Genomic DNA, 16,584 nt, shown 5'->3' with positions numbered 1-16,584 from the left:
TAATGAAAGATAACCCGATTTATTTATTCTTCCTACTAACATTCTGGGCGGTGGGTTCGGTTTCAGCCCAATCGGCCGCAGACAGCCGGAACCTCTGGAGTCCGTACCGGATTACGCCCCGAACCGGCGCGCAACACCTCGATTTGTCGGGCAGCGGCTGGGAATTGTCGTACACCGACCAGCCCGTTTCCGACCTGAAGCAGCCCCGTAAAGACGGTTTTCAAACCAGCGTTCCAAACTCGGTGCATTGGTCGTATTTCAAAGCCGGGAAGTTGCCGCATCCGTATTACCACAAAAACTCGACCCAATACCGCTGGATTGAAGAAAAAGCCTGGTATTACCGAAAAACGGTCACCGTTCCGGCTTCGAACCAGGGCTCGCTGGTGTTTCTGTGTTTCGACGGCGTCGATTATTTCTCGAAAGTCTGGGTGAACGACAGCCTGGTAGGCGTTCACGAAGGCATGTTTGGCGGGCCGTCGGTCGAAATCAGCCGGTTGGTCCGGTGGGGGCAACCGAACGAAATCACCGTGGAGGTGCGGGCCGGAAACTGGGGCAACAAAGCCACGGATTACGAGAGCCTGCCGCGCACGGCCTCGGGCGAGTTTGACTATTCGAAGCGCACCGGCTACAACCCGCGCGCCAGCGGCCGCATCATCAAGCCCTGGGTGATTTCGGGCGGCTCCGGGGGGGAAGCGTTTTTCACGGTTGGGATGTGGCAGGGCGTTCGGCTGGAAATGGTACCGCCCATTCACCTCGAACGCCCATTCCTGACCACCAAAACCGTCACCGACGCAAAGGCAGAACTGCATTTGTCGGGCGAAGTGCTGGCCAACCGGCATTCGGGGCAACTCCAACTGCATCCCTGGCACAACACCCAGATCAACCACCCAAATGAGAAAGGAACGGTTTTTAAGCCGGTCGACGAAAAACTGAGCCTGCAAGTTGAACTAATCTCGGGAAAAAGCACGGTTTTGTCCAAAGAGTTTCCGCTGACGGTTTACGAGGGCCGCAACTGGTTCGAACACGATCTGACGGTGCCAAACCCCAAACGCTGGCAACCGAATGGCCTGGGTGATCCGAACCGGTATACGGTGAAACTGAGCCTGAAACGGGCGGGGAAACCGGTCGATGTCCTGCAATTCGACTACGGTATTCGCACCATCGAGCGGTTGCCGACGGCCGGTCCGCGCACGGCCGACCGCTGGGAAAACTGGCAATTTGTGGTCAACGGTCGGAAGATTTTCGTCAAAGGGATGAACTTCACTCCACAGGACATTCTGCTTGATTTGCCCCGCGAACGCTACCGCTGGACGCTCGAAGCCGCGAAGAAAATGGGCGTTCAACTGATCCGGATCTGGGGTGGGGGCCTGCTCGAAACTGACTATTTCTACGAGATCTGCGACGAACTGGGTATTATGGTCTGGCAGGATTTCCCGATCGGCAACCAGGACACGCCCGATTACCCGCAGGACGTTTGGGAAGCGCAGGTCGTGCAGAATATCTTCCGGCTGCGCAACCATCCGTCGCTGGCGATCTGGTGCGGAGGCAACGAATTCAACCCATATTCGTCCGGTAATGCGAAGTCGATCGGTATTTTGGAACGTAATCTTGATATATTCGATAAAACTCGATTGTTCGTTCGAACGACGCCCGACGATGGCTCCATGCATGCTTATCCCGACATGGACCCAACTTGGTATAACCGCAGTTACAAATTTGAACCCTGGGTGTCGGAAACCGGGATGCACAGCATTCCGGAAGCCAGTCTGTTTTACGAAACCGTTGATAACAAGGAATTTGTCGGGCTGGGCAAGATGTGGGACAAGAGCTTCGGCCCGTCGCACCCGGAGTTTATTCATCATTTTACGGAATACGGGCCGGGCCGCGTGCCGAGGATGCTCAGCCGGGCATCGCACGTAGCCGACATGACCGATCCAACCATTGAATCCATCTCGGAAGCGTCACAGGTTGGAGCGGGGGAGTTTTACCAGATTTTGTCCGAAAAAATGCAGGGCAATTACCCGGTGACGGCGGGGCTGATGCCCTGGGTGTTCAAGCGGCACTGGCCCGTGATCGCCATTCAGATGATGGATTGGTTTGGCAATGCCGGAGCGCCGTATTATTTTCTGAAACGAACCTACGAACCGACGCACGTCGCCATCGACCTCCCACGCTTGCTCTGGAAGTCGGGTGAACGCATTACTCTGCCGATTAAAGTAACCCATTCACTGCCCCAGGCGCTGGCCGGGGCGAAGGTGTCGGTGCGGGTTTTCGACGATGCGTTTAAATTGCTCGCGCAGAAAGAAACCGCTCTGAACATCCCGGCGGGCACGTCGGTGAGCACCGCAACGGCCGGTGATTTCACGATTTCGGCTGATTACCGCGACCGCTTTGTGCTGCTGCTGGCCGAACTGCGCGATGCGTCCGGTAAGTTGCTCTCCCGCTCGTTTTATTTTCCGCGCAGCCTGTCCAAACTGGAAGACGCCGACTTTTACCAGAAATATGTGAGCGAACCCATCGCCTGGCCAACGCTGGAGAAAGGGCCGTTTCTTAAAACCACCGTGGCCCGGACCCCGACGACGCTGACCGCAACGCTGCTGACAAACGAACCGACTGCCGACGGACAAAGCCGCCTGCGGGTTCAGGTGAGCAATACCGGAACCGTTCCGGCTTTCATGACCAAAGTCGACATTACCGGCACCAAACGAGCTATCGTCGCGTCCGATAATTACACCTGGCTTGCCCCTGGCGAAACACAGGAAGTAACGCTTGACATCCTTTGGCGGGGTGCCGCCCAGCGGGATGCCGCCCAGCGGGATGCCGAAACCCGCTCGAAAGCGACGTTAACGGTGTCAGCCTGGAATGCCCCGGTAGTGACGACGAAACTGGCCGCTAAACTCCCCTGATCATGGTTGAACCCGCCCCCGTTATGACCCGAAAACCGTCCGGTTACCGCTGGGAACTGCTTGCGCTGCTTTGGATGGCTTTTTTTCTGAACCAGGCCGACCGTCAGATTTTCAGCGTGGTGTTGCCGCTCATCCGGCAGGATCTCGGCCTGACCGACGCCGAACTGGGTCTGATTGCCTCGGCGCTCGTCTGGACGTATGGACTGCTGGTGCCCATGGCTGGCTTCATCGGCGACCGGTTTTCGCGCCGGAACATCCTGGGTTTTTGTCTGCTATTCTGGTCGCTTGCCACGCTGCTGACCGGTTTCTGTTCGACGGTGCTTCAGTTCATATTGCTGCGGGGCATTGCAACCGGTGGGGGTGAAGCGTTTTATGCCCCCTCGGCTAACGCATTGTTGGGCGAAAAATACCCGGAAAACCGTTCGTTCGCGCTTTCCATTCACCAGACCGCCGTGTATTTTGGCATTATTCTAAGCGGGATCATCGCGGGCTACGTAGGTGAAAATTACGGCTGGCAGCGGGCTTTTTACCTCTTCGGCGGACTGGGCATTGTGCTGGCGCTGGTATTTTTCGCCCGGATTCCGAAGGATGTCCGCAGCATCGAAACAGCCAATCAATTGCCGCTGCTGGCCGAAATCGGGCAAACCGCCCGGGTGATCGTTCGGAAACCGACGGTAATCATGCTCACGCTGGGGTTCGGCTGCATGGTGTTCGTCAACGTGGGGTACCTGACCTGGATGCCGTCGTTTCTGGTCGACAAGTTCGGCATGAGCCTGACCGATGCTGGTTTTTCGGCCCTGTTCTATCACCATCTCGGCGCGTTTCTGGGCGTGTTGTCGGGGGCCAAAATCGCTGATCATTTCGCCAAAACAAACCCTCGGAGTCGGCTGGTGGTGCAGGCGCTGGGCTTGTTGCTGGGTGCACCGTTCATCTACTGGATCAGCATGAGCGACACCCAGGTTATGACGTACGGGGCACTGTTCGGATTTGGAATATTCCGCGGCTGGTACGATTCCAACATTGTCGCTTCGCTCTATGAAGTGGTTGCGCCCAATATCCGCTCGTCGGCTTACGGGCTGATGCTGGCCTGTGCTTTTCTAATCGGCGCTTCGGCACCGTACCTGCTCGGTGTTCTGAAACCGACTTTAGGATTGACCGTTGGATTGGCGAGCCTGTCGGTGGTTTACGTCCTGGGAAGCCTGTTTATCGGCAGTGGATCGATCTGGTTTTTTGATAAAGACCGCGAACACATTCTATGAACCGACGTCTTTTTTTAACTCAAACTACCCTGCTCAGCGGTATGCTTATGACGAACCAAAGCCCGGTTACTCCTTCTGCCCCGGATTTGCTGACCGTCCCCAATCTGTTGTGTCTCTGGGATTTTTCCGGGAAAGAACCGCTCAGGGCCAAAGGGAAATACCCGTACCGGTTGCAGGAACCCACCGGCCCTGTACCCAGAATCAAAGGCGGAATTTTATCAGCCTATTCCCTGGATATTAAAGAACACGAATACCTGACGATTCCCCGGGCGGAATGCCCCGGCCTAAACATCCGTGGAAAAAACGCGCAGGTGACGGTGCTGGCCTGGGTGAAACGACAACCCAAAAGCAACAACAACACGGAGTGTGAAGCCGTGGCCGGGATGTGGAACGAAACGCAGAAAAAGCGCCAATACTGCCTGTTTCTGAATATCCGGCTGCACCAAAGCCGGGATCAGGTTTGCGGGCATATTTCGGGTGTTGGCGGCCCGACGCCGGGCGAGAAATGGTGCGTTGACGTGTCCATCGGGCAAAAACCGGTGCTGTTCGACGAGTGGACGTTTGTGGCCATGACCTACGATGGCAAGGAAATTCGGTCGTACCACAATGGCGCGTTCGACGGGCGGGCCAACCGCAATCCATACCCCTATACGGAAGGCATTTTCGATGGGGGAGAAGACGGGTCCGATTTTACCGTCGGAGCGGTTCATCGGCTCGGGGCCATCGGGAATGATTTTGTGGGTCAACTAAGTGGTCTGGCGGTTTTCGACCGGGCCTTGTCGGTCGACGAAATTCGGCAAATTCATCAAAACCACCCGCTGCCTAACTCAAACCGGTCGACTGGATCAGGTGATTACCGAAACCGATAAAAGTCAACCGCTGGCGTACCAGACTCCGTTGAAAGGCACTCTGAAACTGTAATTAACCAAGCAACGCACTAAACACAATAGATTATGGAAGTGATCACCAATTCATACCCGATCCGAAAGTTCGAGGTTTCGTACGACTGGCAGGAAATTCAAACCCGGTATCTCCGGCTGTACGCGGGGCTGGTTTCCGACGCGCTTGAGCACATGGGGTATCATCAGCAATGCATGGCCAGCGGTATTTATCCGCTCACCCACACCATGAAAGTAGCCGGACCAGCCTTTACAGCACACGGCATTGCGACACCCAGCCGGGATACGAAAGTCCACGACATTCGGTTGGGCATGTTTAAGAGCATGGTACCCGGTGTGGTACAAATCCGGGATACGCAGGGTGATCTGTCGTGCGGACATTTTGGGGAAATTTCGGCAACAGCGGCTGCCGCGCACGGCTGCGTCGGGGCGGTTATCGACGGGTCGACCCGCGATTCCAATTACCTGATCGACATGGGCTTCCCGACGTTCTGCCGGTTTCGAAACCCGGTCGAAGCCTTCGGACGGTTTATGGTGGTCGATTACCAGATTCCCATTTTTGTAAAAGGCATGTCCGGTTTACTACAAGTGAATCCGGGCGACTACATTTTCGGCGATAACGACGGCGTGGTAGTGGTACCACAGGAATTGACGATTCCGGTGCTGGAACTGGCCGAAGAGTGGTTTGCCAGCGAATCGCAGAGCCGGAAAGCCATGGCAACCGGCCGTGATCCGTTCGATGTGTACAAAGAATTCGGGCGGTTTTAACAAAAAAAGACGCGGCTCAATCCGGCCGCGTCTTTGCTGTTTTTATTCCTAAACCCTTTAAAAAATTGTTGATGAAGTGTGTTGTCTATTCAAACTTCCTCGTTGCAAACGATCAGGTTAGGCGCTAAACTCTTCTTTTTCGCGACGTAACAGCCCGTTGACATCATCCAGCGGTAGGCCAAACGTTTCGGCTACGCCTTTGTAAACCACCTTGCCGTTGACCACGTTCAGGCCGCGTTTCAGCTCATCATTTTCCAGGCAAGCTCGTTGCCAGCCTTTGTTGGCCAGTTGAAGGGCATACGTCAGCGTTGCGTTGGTCAGCGCCACCGTCGAGGTATACGGAACTGCACCCGGCATGTTGGCCACGCAGTAGTGAACCACGTTGTCAATGATGTACGTTGGGTTCTCATGAGTTGTCGGTGTGCAGGTTTCGATGCAACCGCCCTGATCCACCGCCACATCCACCAGCACCGTTCCGGCCCGCATCAGCTTCAGCATGTCGCGGGTGATGAGGTGCGGGGCTTTCGCGCCTGGAATCAGAACCGCCCCGATAATCAGATCCGAATGCTTAATGGCTTCGCGGATGTTATATTCGTTCGACATCAGCGTATCGACGTTCTCGGGCATAATGTCCGACAAATAGCGCAGACGCGGCAGACTGATGTCCATGATCGTGACGTGAGCGCCCAGACCGGCGGCCATTTTAGCGGCCTGTGTTCCGACGATACCTCCTCCCAGAATCAGGACATGGGCCGGTTTGACGCCCGGAACCCCGCCAAGCAGAATGCCCCGGCCTTTCTGCGGTTTTTCCAGGTATTTCGCGCCTTCCTGCACGGCCATCCGTCCGGCCACTTCCGACATCGGAATGAGCAACGGCAGGCTGCGGTCGGCTTTCTCGACGGTTTCGTAGGCCAGACAAACCGCCTTGCGTTCGATCATCGCATGGGTCAGTTCTTCCGACGAAGCAAAGTGGAAGTAGGTGAAGAGGAGTTGGTCTTCCTTTATTAAGGAATATTCCGACGAAATCGGCTCTTTTACCTTAATGATCATTTCGGCAATGCCGTAAATTTCCTCGATGGTCGGGAGCATGACGGCCCCGGCTTCGATGTATTCCTCATCTTCAAAACCACTTTCCACTCCGGCATTTACCTGGACATACACCGTATGACCGTGCTTCCGAAACTCGGCAACTCCGGCTGGCGTGAGGGCCACCCGGTTCTCATTGTTTTTAATCTCTTTGGGAACACCGATTACCATCGTAGTCTGCGTAGTTGGGGTTTATTGAAAAAGGAGGACACAAAAGTACCACAAGCCAAACTAATTACTGTAGATACAACGCATTTTAGGAAAGAGAGTTTATTTTTCGTAGTATCGAAGGAAAATATCCGGCTTGCTTGCCCCCCAGTGCCCGTCAAAAAGAAAAAAATCCGTTCGAGGTATGGTAGATAAGACCGACCGCCAGATCATGGCATTACTCCAGGAAGATGCCCGGCTGACGATTCAGGAAATCGGGCAGCGGATCAATCTCTCCAAATCGCCCATCCACGAGCGCATCAAACGCCTGGAACGGGAGGGGGTTATCGAGAAGTATGTGACCCTGCTCAATAAACGAAAACTCGGTAATAACCTGGTCGTATTCTGCCACGTCACACTCGACAAACAAACCCGCGAAACCTTTGTGGTGTTCGACCAAACCATCGCCCAACTACCCGAAGTGATGGAATGTAACCTGGTGTCGGGCAGCTTTGACTACCTCCTGAAAATCATTGTGCGCGATATGGAAGCCTACAACCGGTTTTACCAGGAGCGGCTTTCGGTCATTCCAGGCATCTTGAATATCAGCAGTTTTTTTGTAATGTCGGAGGTCAAAAATACGACGGTGATTCCGGTGTAGGAAGTTAGTTGACGGCCAAAACTGCCCCGTGCGTCTGCCGAATCACCCGGCGCAACAAGGGTTTGAAACCGCCGAAAACCGTCACGGCCGCTTCGGAAAGCCACGGGTTGCCGAAAAGCCGCTGTACGGTTCGGCCCACCCGGAGCCGCCCGGCAAATTGCCGCGACCATTCGGCCTGGTAGCGGTTTTCCAGTTCGGTGCGCGAAAGTTGGTTGGTCAAAAACCGGGTCGACAGTTCGCTGGCCAGTTTGCCGCTGCGGATCGCGAGGGCCATACCGTTGCCGCATAAGGGCGTGATCAGGCCGGCCGAATCGCCGATCATCAGGATGTGCTGCTCAACGGCTTTTTTGGGCGAAAACGAAAACTCGTTGATCACTCCCGGTTTTTCGTACAGAAATTCTGCCGTTTCGTAAATCCGTTTCAGGTGCGGATTTTGGCACAAAACCGCCTGTTCCATCGCTGCAATGTTGCCAAACGGGCGCAAGTTGTCCCGCGTGGTGAGGTAACAAAGGCAATACTTACCGTCTTCGATGGACGATAAACCGCAGTAGCCATCCTTGAAATTGTGCAAGGCTACGGTATCAACCGGGGCATCCGTTCGGATATGGTATTTGACGCCCACGTAGGGAGATGGTTTTTGCATGAAAGGCCGTTCTAACTGCTTGTCGATCCTGGAACGTTTGCCGTACGCGCCCAGCACCATTCGAGCTGTCAGTCGTTGTCCGTCAGCTAGTTCCACCGAAAAACCGTCGGCTTGGAATGTCACGGAGTCAACTTGTTTGCCCAGTAAAAACCGGACACCCGCAGCCTGCCCGAGTTGGAACAGCGCGTGGTCGAGGGTATATCGGCTGAGCCCAAAACCCCCCATATCCAGGCCAGTTTCGAGCGACCGGCCCGACGGTGACGTAAACTGAAACCGGTCGATGTGGGTAGCGCCCAAAGCATGTAATTCCAGGCCGAGCGATTCGAGGTAAGGGCGCACTTCGTTCGAGACATATTCGCCACAGACCTTGTGAAACGGGTAGGTTTTCCGTTCGACCACCGTCACCGTATGCCCGACCCGCGCCAGTTCCAGGCTGCTGACCAATCCGGCCAGACCTCCACCAATAATGATGACTTCCAAGATAGCGGCTTTCTTAGGTAAGTTGTGCAATGAACTTGTCGATATTCCTAAAACCGATTCACCGTCAGGAAGTTCAAAAATCGGTTTACAGGAAAAAGAAAACCCGGATGGGTTGCATCCGGGCTAGAATTTAAAGTGAGTAGGATTTGTCCCTTAAGCTCCTTCGGCGTCGCCGTCGTAAGTAATTTTCGGAATGGCTTTGTCGATCATGTACCGGCCAACGCCTTCTTCGCCGATCACGTCGAACAGTTCGAGGGCCCGACGGGCTACGTATTCTTCTTCAATCTGCTCTTTCACAAACCATTGCATGAATTGGTCGGTCTGGAAATCGTTCAGTTGGCGGGCCGTTCCGACGATGCGGTTGATCGAGTTCGTAACGGCGATTTCCTGTTGCAGGGCCAGTTCGAAAAGATCCCGAAAGCCGTCGAATTCCTGCGGAACGTTTGTGATTTCGGGCGAGATGGCGTGACCGCCCATGTCGGATACATACTTGAAAATTTTCAGCATGTGGTTCCGCTCTTCGCCCGACTGCTTGTAAAAATAACCGGCGCTGTAGTCGAAACCATTCCGGTCGCACCACGCAGCCATGGCCAAGTAAATGGCCGACGAATGCGCTTCCATTTTTATCTGTTCGTTGAGAATTCGCTCGATTTCTTCCTTCAGCGAGGTTCTCATTCTAACCAAATCTTTCATCGGTCTATCAGTTTTTGGTTCTTGTGTCTATGGTCGGATTTGTGCCGTTTCTGTTACAAGAATACTGATTTCAACCGAAAAAAGTTTTGACGGTACAAAATTTGGAAACAGTCTACTTTTAGGCTTGGATAGGATTCGGGCCGAATGGGAGAGGGGAATCAGTAGACGAGGGAACTGTACAATCTTTCGTTCAGCAAGGTGTTCAGGTCCAGCACAAAACGGGTTCCGGCCAGCAGTTCGCGCAGGGCGATCAGGTCGCAGAGGTTGAGCACAAACAGGTGGTCGGTACGGGGCGCGTCGATGAGTTCGACATCGTAGGCATCGTCGGTATTGAAAATCATCGTATGAATATCTACCGAATCGACCCGCTTCTTGAATGTCAGAAAATCGCCGATGCGCAGCGCCACCCGGGCTTCACCAAACTGAATGATAATCCGATTGGTGGTATCACACTGGTACGTCGTGCCTTTGGCGTTGGCGAATAATTCAGTTAACGATGGGGTATTCGACACGGATGATACAAAATAAATACGATGAAAACCGACGATTGCGTCTTTAGCACTGTAAAAGTACAATTGGAATGCAGACCTGTCAAGGGTTGTTTGAAACTATTCTAAATAAAATTTTTTGAAATGCGCTGGACCGGGGATGAAACGGCAAAAACCGGTGTTGGGATAAGCATGGGGTAGAGGGGTAAGGGCATGGGGCAGAGGGGCATGGGCGGTGTTGGAAAACCGGTGGGCTAATTTTCGGAACCGGTGGCACATGCCGTTGGTTATTGGTTTACTTTTGTTGCGTAGTTTGACCTGATCCACATGAATCGTAATTTATCCGACGGACTTAATTTTTTTTCGAAAGTAACCCCCAAACGCGCCTGGAATGCGCTCAAGGTGCTGTCGAGTTATTACGAATCGAAATGGACCGGGAAAGCCATCCACCGGGGTTCGCCGATTGCGATTTCCTTTGAACCCACCACCTCCTGCAACCTGCGTTGCCCCGAGTGCCCGAGCGGTTTGCGGTCGTTTACCCGCCCGACGGGCATGCTGCCCGCTGACCTTTTCAAGCGAACGATTGACGAAATCGCGGACACGCTGTTGTACCTCACGTTCTATTTTCAGGGTGAACCGTACCTGCATCCCGATTTTCTGACGCTGGTGGGCTATGCCTCCCAAAAAGGGATTTACACCGGAACGTCGACCAACGCCCATTACCTCACCGACGCCAACGCCCGCAAAACCGTGGAGTCGGGGCTGGACCGGCTGATTATCTCCATCGACGGCACCACGCAGGAAGTCTACCAGCAATACCGGGTGGGCGGAAAGCTGCACAAGGTCATCGAAGGCACGAAGAACATCATCAAGTGGAAGAAGGAACTGAAGTCGAAAACGCCCCACGTCATTTTCCAGTTTCTGGTCGTTAAACCCAACGAACACCAGATTGACGAGGTGCGGCAACTGGCCAGGGAACTGGGCGTGGATGAGGTCGGCTTGAAAACCGCCCAGATTTATGATTTTGAGCACGGTTCGGACCTGATGCCGACCATCGATAAATACTCCCGTTACGAGAAAACCGCCAACGGCACCTACGCCATCAAGAACGCGCTCGACGGCCATTGCTGGAAGATGTGGCACTCCTGTGTCATTACCTGGGACGGTCTGGTGGTGCCGTGCTGCTTCGACAAAGACGCTCATTACCGCCTGGGTGATCTGAAAAACCAGACCTTCGCCGAACTCTGGGAAAGCCAGCCGTACCAGCAATTCCGGCAAACCCTCATCCACTCCCGCTCCGGAATCGAGATGTGTAAAAACTGCACCGAAGGTACGCAAGTCTGGGCGTGAGTCAGTTAAGAGTTAAAAGTTAAAAATTAAAAGTAAATGGCGTCCGCTACTTTTAATTTTTAACTTTTCATTTTTAATTTCTTTCTGTGGAACGTTGAAAAAAAAGCGTGAAACGTTCCTTGGTTTCCTCAAACCATCTCCTGATATTTGGGGCTGTAACGAACAAACCCATGGGTAAAGTTATCGCTATTGCCAATCAAAAAGGGGGCGTCGGGAAGACCACAACGACGATCAATCTGGCGGCCAGTCTGGCCGCACTCGAGTTTCGAACGCTGATTGTCGATGCCGACCCACAGGCCAACTCCACCTCCGGGCTGGGCTATAATCCAAAAGAAATTGAGAACAGCATTTACGAGTGCATGATCGAGGACATCCGGACGCGAGATGCCATCATTCAAACCGACTTTCCGAACCTGGACCTGCTGCCGTCGCACATTGACCTGGTCGGGGCCGAAATTGAGATGATCAATCTCAAAAACCGGGAGGAAAAAATGAAAGAGGCTCTCTACGACGTGAAGGAAGAGTACGACTTTGTGATCATCGACTGCTCGCCCTCGCTGGGTTTGATTACGATCAACAGTCTGACAGCCGCCGACTCGGTGATTATTCCGGTGCAGTGCGAGTATTTCGCGTTGGAAGGACTCGGTAAGTTGCTGAACACCATCAAAATTATCCAGTCGCGTTTGAACACCTCCCTGGCCATTGAGGGAATTCTGCTGACCATGTACGATTTGCGGGTGCGGTTGTCGAATCAGGTTGTGGGCGAAGTCACGGCCCATTTTCAGCAGATGGTTTTTAACACCATCATTCCGCGCAACATCCGTCTGAGTGAATCGCCCAGTTTCGGCTTGCCGGTTCTGGCGCAGGATGCCGACAGTAAGGGAGCCATCAGCTACCTGAACCTGGCCCGCGAAATTCTGGCGAAGAACGGCCGGTTGCCGCAAGATCAGACCGTATAATGCTCATCCCGAATTTAGCTAGTCAGTCATGGAGAATACGAACGCAAAAAGTAATCCGAAAAAAATGGTAGGTCTGGGCAGAGGATTAGGAGCCTTATTGCACGACAGCGACCAGGTGAACCGACCCAGCAAGCCGTCGCCGTATGAGTCGATCTCGACAATGACTGAAATCAGCGTTAACCACGTTGAAACCAACCCTTTTCAGCCACGGTCCCGGTTTGATGAAGAAGCGCTGATGGAACTCGCCGAGTCGATTCGGGTACAGGGAATCATTCAGCCGATTACGGTCCGGCAATTGGGCCGCGACCAATACCAGTTGATTGCCGGAGAACGGCGGTTGCAGGCCTCCAAACTCATTGGATTAACCCACGTACCGGCGTTTGTACGGCAGGCCAACGACCAGCAAATGCTGGAAATGGCGCTGATCGAGAACATTCAGCGCGAAAACCTGAACTCGATCGAGATTGCCCTGAGCTACCAGCGGCTTATCACCGAATGCAGCCTGAAACAGGAAGAACTCGGCGCCCGGGTGGGTAAAAACCGCACAACGGTCAATAACTACATTCGGTTGCTGAAACTACCGCCGGTGATTCAAGCCGCCCTGCGCGATACGAAAATTTCGATGGGCCACGCCCGGGCCATCATCAACGTCGATAACCCGGATATCCAGATCAAGCTATTCAACAAAATTATTGAAGAGGATTGGTCGGTTCGGCGGGTAGAAGAAGCCGTCCGGAGCCTTGCGACCGCGCCCGAAGCGGAACCCGAACGCCGGGCCACGCCGTTCAAGCAGGAGATCCGGGGGCTGCAATTTAAGTTGTCGTCGATGTTCGGTACGAAGGTATCGATCAAGGCCGACGACAAGCACAAGGGCGAGATCAAAATTCCGTTCGGTTCGCAGGATGAAATGAACCGCATCCTGGAAGTGCTGAATTACAAGGCTTAAAAAATGTTAATTTCCTGGAATTCGGTTCGCCCGTCGGGGTTCTATCGTTAGTATATAGCGAGACAACACACCGAAAAGGATGCAACGAATACAGAGTACGAAACGAATGAAGTGGAGAACGTACGTGTGGGTAGCCATGACAGTTATGCTGGGCGGAAAAGCCGCCGGGCAAAATCCGGCAACCACTGTACGCGATTCGGTTCCGGTGGTTCAGACAATTCCCATTCGTCCGGATTCGGTCGGGAATGGTCAACTTCTGGATACCGTCGCCCTGACGCCGAAACAGAATGCCCGCATACGGAAAATCGTTCCCAGGAAAGCCACGATCCGGTCGGCCCTCGTGCCGGGTTTGGGGCAGATTTACAACGGGCACTGGTGGAAAGTTCCCATCATATACGCCGGTTTTGGGACGCTGGCTTATTTTGCCAATCGCTATTCGGAGGATTATCGGTTTTTTCGAAAATACGGTATTCTGGCGTTTAACAGCACAGATAAACAAATCGAGGTGCCCGGCTATTCGGGTAAAATCGGAGTGGATCGGCTGGAACGGGCCGCCCGGTCATCGGCCCGGTACCGGGATTACAATTTTCTGGGCATGGCGCTGTTGTGGGGTGTCAATGTGATTGAAGCCAACGTAACGGCGCACCTCAAGACGTTCGACATTTCCGAAGACCTGACGCTGAACGTAAAACCCCATCTGCTGATGCCGGTGATCGGAACGGTGCCGGTGCCGGGGGTGCGGCTGGCTTTTACGTTTAAATAAAAAAAATAGGGGGGACTTTATCGTTTATGGTATAGCTGTCTGAGGCTTCTGGGTGGAAATTCAGCAGGAAATGTAAGATCGTAAACAGCTTTAGTTTCAAAAACCGCTAATCCGTAACGGACTATAAACCATACACCCTGAATCATAAACATAGTTGGAATGAAAATACTCTTATTCGGCTACGGCAAGATGGGCAAAACCATCGAGCAGATTGCATTGGATCGGGGACATGCGATTGCGGGCCGGATCGATCTGCACAACCGGGCCGATCTGGATGCGTTAAAACCGTCGGATGTCGACGTAGCCATTGAGTTCAGTTCGCCGGAATCGGCCGTTGACAACCTCCGGACGTGCCTGAAACGGGGCTGGCCGGTTGTTTGCGGCACCACGGGCTGGCTGACCCATCGCGCCGAAATCGAAGCGCTTTGTCGGGAAACGCAGGGGGCTTTTTTCTACGCATCGAATTACAGCATTGGTGTCAACCTGTTTTTCCGGTTGAACAAAGTGCTGGCGCGGTTTATGAAGAGTTATCCATCATACCGGGTTTCGATGACAGAGGTTCACCATACCGAAAAGAAGGATGCCCCGAGCGGTACGGCTATCACCCTGGCTGAAGGTATCATCGATGAATTACCGACGAAAAACCGCTGGATCAACGAAACCGCCGAAGAGTCGGATGCCGTCGTGATCGAGTCACTGCGCGAGGGCACCGTGCCGGGAACCCACGTGGTTCGGTATGATTCGGACGTGGATACGATTGAAATCAGCCACGTCGCCCACAGCCGCCAGGGATTTGCTCTGGGCGCGGTTGTCGCCGGGGAGTGGCTGGCTGGTCGCCAGGGCGTTTTCGGGATGGAAGATCTGTTGGGGGAGTTAAATTAAAAAATAACGAACATCGAATCATGAATATCGAATAACGAAAAATTGAAAGTGTGCCGGATTGGCTCGATATTCGTTATTCAATATTCGTTATTCATTATTTTCTGAAAAATGTCAGTAGTAAAAAATCAGGAAACCACCGCGAAGCGGGCCGGAAAGCATAAATCACCCTTTCGGGAATGGCTTGATTCCATTGTGTTTGCCGTGGTGGCGGCTACCCTGATCCGGTGGCTCTTCATGGAAGCATTTACCATTCCGACCCCATCGATGGAGAAGAGCCTGCTGGTGGGCGATTTTCTGTTTGTCAGTAAACTGCATTATGGCACCCGGACGCCAAAAACGCCGTTACAGGTGCCGCTGACGCACCAGAAAATCTGGGGAACCGAAATCCCGTCGTACCTCGACTGGATTCAGTTGCCGCAATACCGGCTACCCGGTTTTTCGTCGGTCAAGTCAGGCGATGTGGTCGTGTTCAATTACCCGCCCGAAGACTACCCGACGGATTTGAAAACCAACTACATCAAACGGTGTATTGGTACGCCGGGCGATGTGGTGGAGATCCGGGACCGGAAGGTATTTGTCAATAATCAGGCTTTTCCGGACCCGGTCAAATCGGAAACCGAGTATTTTTTGAAAACCAACTCCGTCATTAGCGCCAAGGTGTTCAAACGCTACGACATTACGGATTTTGAGCAAACCACCGAAACGTTTAATGATACGATTGCCGCCAACGATGCGTCGGGCTACCGGATTCATACGACCCCCGAAACCGCAGCTTTGTTAAAGCAACAGGATTTTGTGCAGGGCCTGGAAGTGATCAATACGCCCAAAGGCTCCGTGAACCCCTTCCAGCCGGTCTATCCGCAGTCGCCGTTGTTTCCCTGGAACGTCGATAACTATGGGCCGATCACGGTGCCGAAGGAAGGCGTCACGATCCAACTGGACGAGAAGAACATTGCGCTGTACGGCCCGGTTATTCAGAAATACGAAAACAACGAAAAGGTGGAACTGGCCGAGAAATCCATCAAAATTGACGGCAAAGCAATCACTTCGTATACCTTCAAACAGGACTATTACTTCATGATGGGCGATAACCGGCACAATTCGGCTGATTCGCGTTACTGGGGTTTTGTGCCCGCCGATCACATTGTCGGTAAGGCGGTTTTCATCTGGATGTCGATCGACCCGAATCCGGAAAGCGTCCTGAACAAAATCCGCTGGAACCGCCTGTTCCGGATTATTGACGTACCCGTACCCACGGACTAAAGTCCGTGGGTACGGGTACGTTACCACTCAATTTCTGGCAAGCCTTTGCTTTTCAAATAATCGTTGGCTTGGCTGAAGTGTTTGGTGCCGAACCAGCCACTGTAATTGGCCGCCATCGGTGAGGGGTGTTTGGCCGTTGTATGATCTAAATTAGTTAATGCTACTCTCGGCTTATCGCGCGTACTTCTATTTCCAGCTGTAAAAGAGGCTTTGTTGATACGTATTCACGGGCGATTTGTATGGCGTTTGCACTTATTTGTTGTTGGTGGCTGATAGAAACAATTTAACTATCATTGAATCAGGTCAATTTCATTCTCTTTCACGTTGTGAAAAGCTAAATACGATACTTTACCATTTACTGGTAACTTTTAAGAAAAAGTTTACATCTAAA

15 protein-coding genes and 1 pseudogene are annotated in these 16,584 nt (G+C 53.1%); 11 read left to right on the top strand and 5 right to left on the bottom strand.

Features of this window, described 5'->3' with window-relative positions:
* Positions 1-2: 2 nt before the first annotated feature.
* The 4 genes from ACO2Q8_RS00775 (at position 3) to ACO2Q8_RS00760 (ending at position 5,832) form a co-directional block, all read left to right on the top strand.
* Positions 3-2,906, top strand: coding sequence for a glycosyl hydrolase 2 galactose-binding domain-containing protein (locus ACO2Q8_RS00775; protein WP_423342860.1), 2,904 nt, complete (start codon positions 3-5; stop codon positions 2,904-2,906).
* Between the two features lie 2 nt (positions 2,907-2,908).
* Complete coding sequence (locus tag ACO2Q8_RS00770) at positions 2,909-4,165, top strand: MFS transporter (protein WP_423342859.1); 1,257 nt, start codon at positions 2,909-2,911, stop codon at positions 4,163-4,165.
* Positions 4,166-4,212: 47 nt separating this feature from the next.
* Positions 4,213-5,034: a LamG-like jellyroll fold domain-containing protein gene (locus ACO2Q8_RS00765; RefSeq protein ID WP_423342858.1), complete on the top strand. Its 822-nt coding sequence runs from the start codon at positions 4,213-4,215 to the stop codon at positions 5,032-5,034.
* A gap of 84 nt (positions 5,035-5,118) precedes the next feature.
* Complete coding sequence (locus tag ACO2Q8_RS00760) at positions 5,119-5,832, top strand: RraA family protein (protein ID WP_423342857.1); 714 nt, start codon at positions 5,119-5,121, stop codon at positions 5,830-5,832.
* A gap of 117 nt (positions 5,833-5,949) precedes the next feature.
* Here the strand turns inward: ACO2Q8_RS00760 and ald are convergent, their stop codons facing one another.
* Entirely contained in the window at positions 5,950-7,089 is a 1,140-nt protein-coding gene (gene ald / locus ACO2Q8_RS00755) for an alanine dehydrogenase (RefSeq protein ID WP_423342856.1), read from the bottom strand.
* Between the two features lie 181 nt (positions 7,090-7,270).
* Between ald and ACO2Q8_RS00750 the strand changes: the two genes are divergently transcribed.
* Positions 7,271-7,726 carry an Lrp/AsnC family transcriptional regulator gene (locus ACO2Q8_RS00750; protein WP_423342855.1) on the top strand — a complete coding sequence of 152 codons (456 nt, stop codon included), beginning with the start codon at positions 7,271-7,273 and terminating at the stop codon, positions 7,724-7,726.
* A gap of 4 nt (positions 7,727-7,730) precedes the next feature.
* Here ACO2Q8_RS00750 and ACO2Q8_RS00745 read toward each other — a convergent pair whose 3' ends face one another.
* The 3 genes from ACO2Q8_RS00745 to ACO2Q8_RS00735 all read right to left on the bottom strand — a co-directional run bounded on the left by ACO2Q8_RS00745 (position 7,731) and on the right by ACO2Q8_RS00735 (position 10,054).
* Entirely contained in the window at positions 7,731-8,849 is a 1,119-nt protein-coding gene (locus ACO2Q8_RS00745) for an NAD(P)/FAD-dependent oxidoreductase (protein WP_423342854.1), read from the bottom strand.
* A gap of 153 nt (positions 8,850-9,002) precedes the next feature.
* Positions 9,003-9,542, bottom strand: a complete 540-nt coding sequence (locus ACO2Q8_RS00740) for a ferritin (protein ID WP_423342853.1) — start codon at positions 9,540-9,542, stop codon at positions 9,003-9,005.
* Between the two features lie 158 nt (positions 9,543-9,700).
* Positions 9,701-10,054, bottom strand: a complete 354-nt coding sequence (locus ACO2Q8_RS00735; protein ID WP_423342852.1) for a hypothetical protein — start codon at positions 10,052-10,054, stop codon at positions 9,701-9,703.
* Between the two features lie 303 nt (positions 10,055-10,357).
* Between ACO2Q8_RS00735 and ACO2Q8_RS00730 the strand changes: the two genes are divergently transcribed.
* The 6 genes from ACO2Q8_RS00730 to lepB all read left to right on the top strand — a co-directional run bounded on the left by ACO2Q8_RS00730 (position 10,358) and on the right by lepB (position 16,193).
* Positions 10,358-11,380, top strand: coding sequence for an SPASM domain-containing protein (locus ACO2Q8_RS00730; protein WP_423342851.1), 1,023 nt, complete (start codon positions 10,358-10,360; stop codon positions 11,378-11,380).
* Positions 11,381-11,550: 170 nt separating this feature from the next.
* Positions 11,551-12,339 carry an AAA family ATPase gene (locus ACO2Q8_RS00725; RefSeq protein WP_038118436.1) on the top strand — a complete coding sequence of 263 codons (789 nt, stop codon included), beginning with the start codon at positions 11,551-11,553 and terminating at the stop codon, positions 12,337-12,339.
* Positions 12,340-12,367: 28 nt separating this feature from the next.
* Positions 12,368-13,285, top strand: coding sequence for a ParB/RepB/Spo0J family partition protein (locus ACO2Q8_RS00720; RefSeq protein WP_423342850.1), 918 nt, complete (start codon positions 12,368-12,370; stop codon positions 13,283-13,285).
* A gap of 106 nt (positions 13,286-13,391) precedes the next feature.
* The gene (locus tag ACO2Q8_RS00715) at positions 13,392-14,048 is read left to right on the top strand and encodes a DUF5683 domain-containing protein (RefSeq protein ID WP_423342849.1); all 657 of its coding nucleotides are present in this window, start codon (positions 13,392-13,394) and stop codon (positions 14,046-14,048) included.
* Positions 14,049-14,207: 159 nt separating this feature from the next.
* A complete protein-coding gene (gene dapB, locus ACO2Q8_RS00710) occupies positions 14,208-14,930 on the top strand; it encodes a 4-hydroxy-tetrahydrodipicolinate reductase (protein ID WP_423342848.1) in 723 nt (240 codons plus the stop codon).
* 108 nt (positions 14,931-15,038) lie between these two features.
* Positions 15,039-16,193: a signal peptidase I gene (gene lepB / locus ACO2Q8_RS00705; protein WP_423342847.1), complete on the top strand. Its 1,155-nt coding sequence runs from the start codon at positions 15,039-15,041 to the stop codon at positions 16,191-16,193.
* A 20-nt stretch (positions 16,194-16,213) separates the two neighbouring features.
* On the opposite strand, the pseudogene ACO2Q8_RS00700 reads toward lepB, so the two are convergent.
* A pseudogene (locus ACO2Q8_RS00700) lies at positions 16,214-16,327 on the bottom strand (uracil-DNA glycosylase); the annotation flags it as partial.
* Positions 16,328-16,584: the final 257 nt, after the last annotated feature.

This window comes from Larkinella sp. VNQ87, assembly GCF_049445795.1.
Lineage (GTDB): Bacteria > Bacteroidota > Bacteroidia > Cytophagales > Spirosomataceae > Larkinella.
This window is presented reverse-complemented; position numbering and strand designations above follow the sequence as displayed.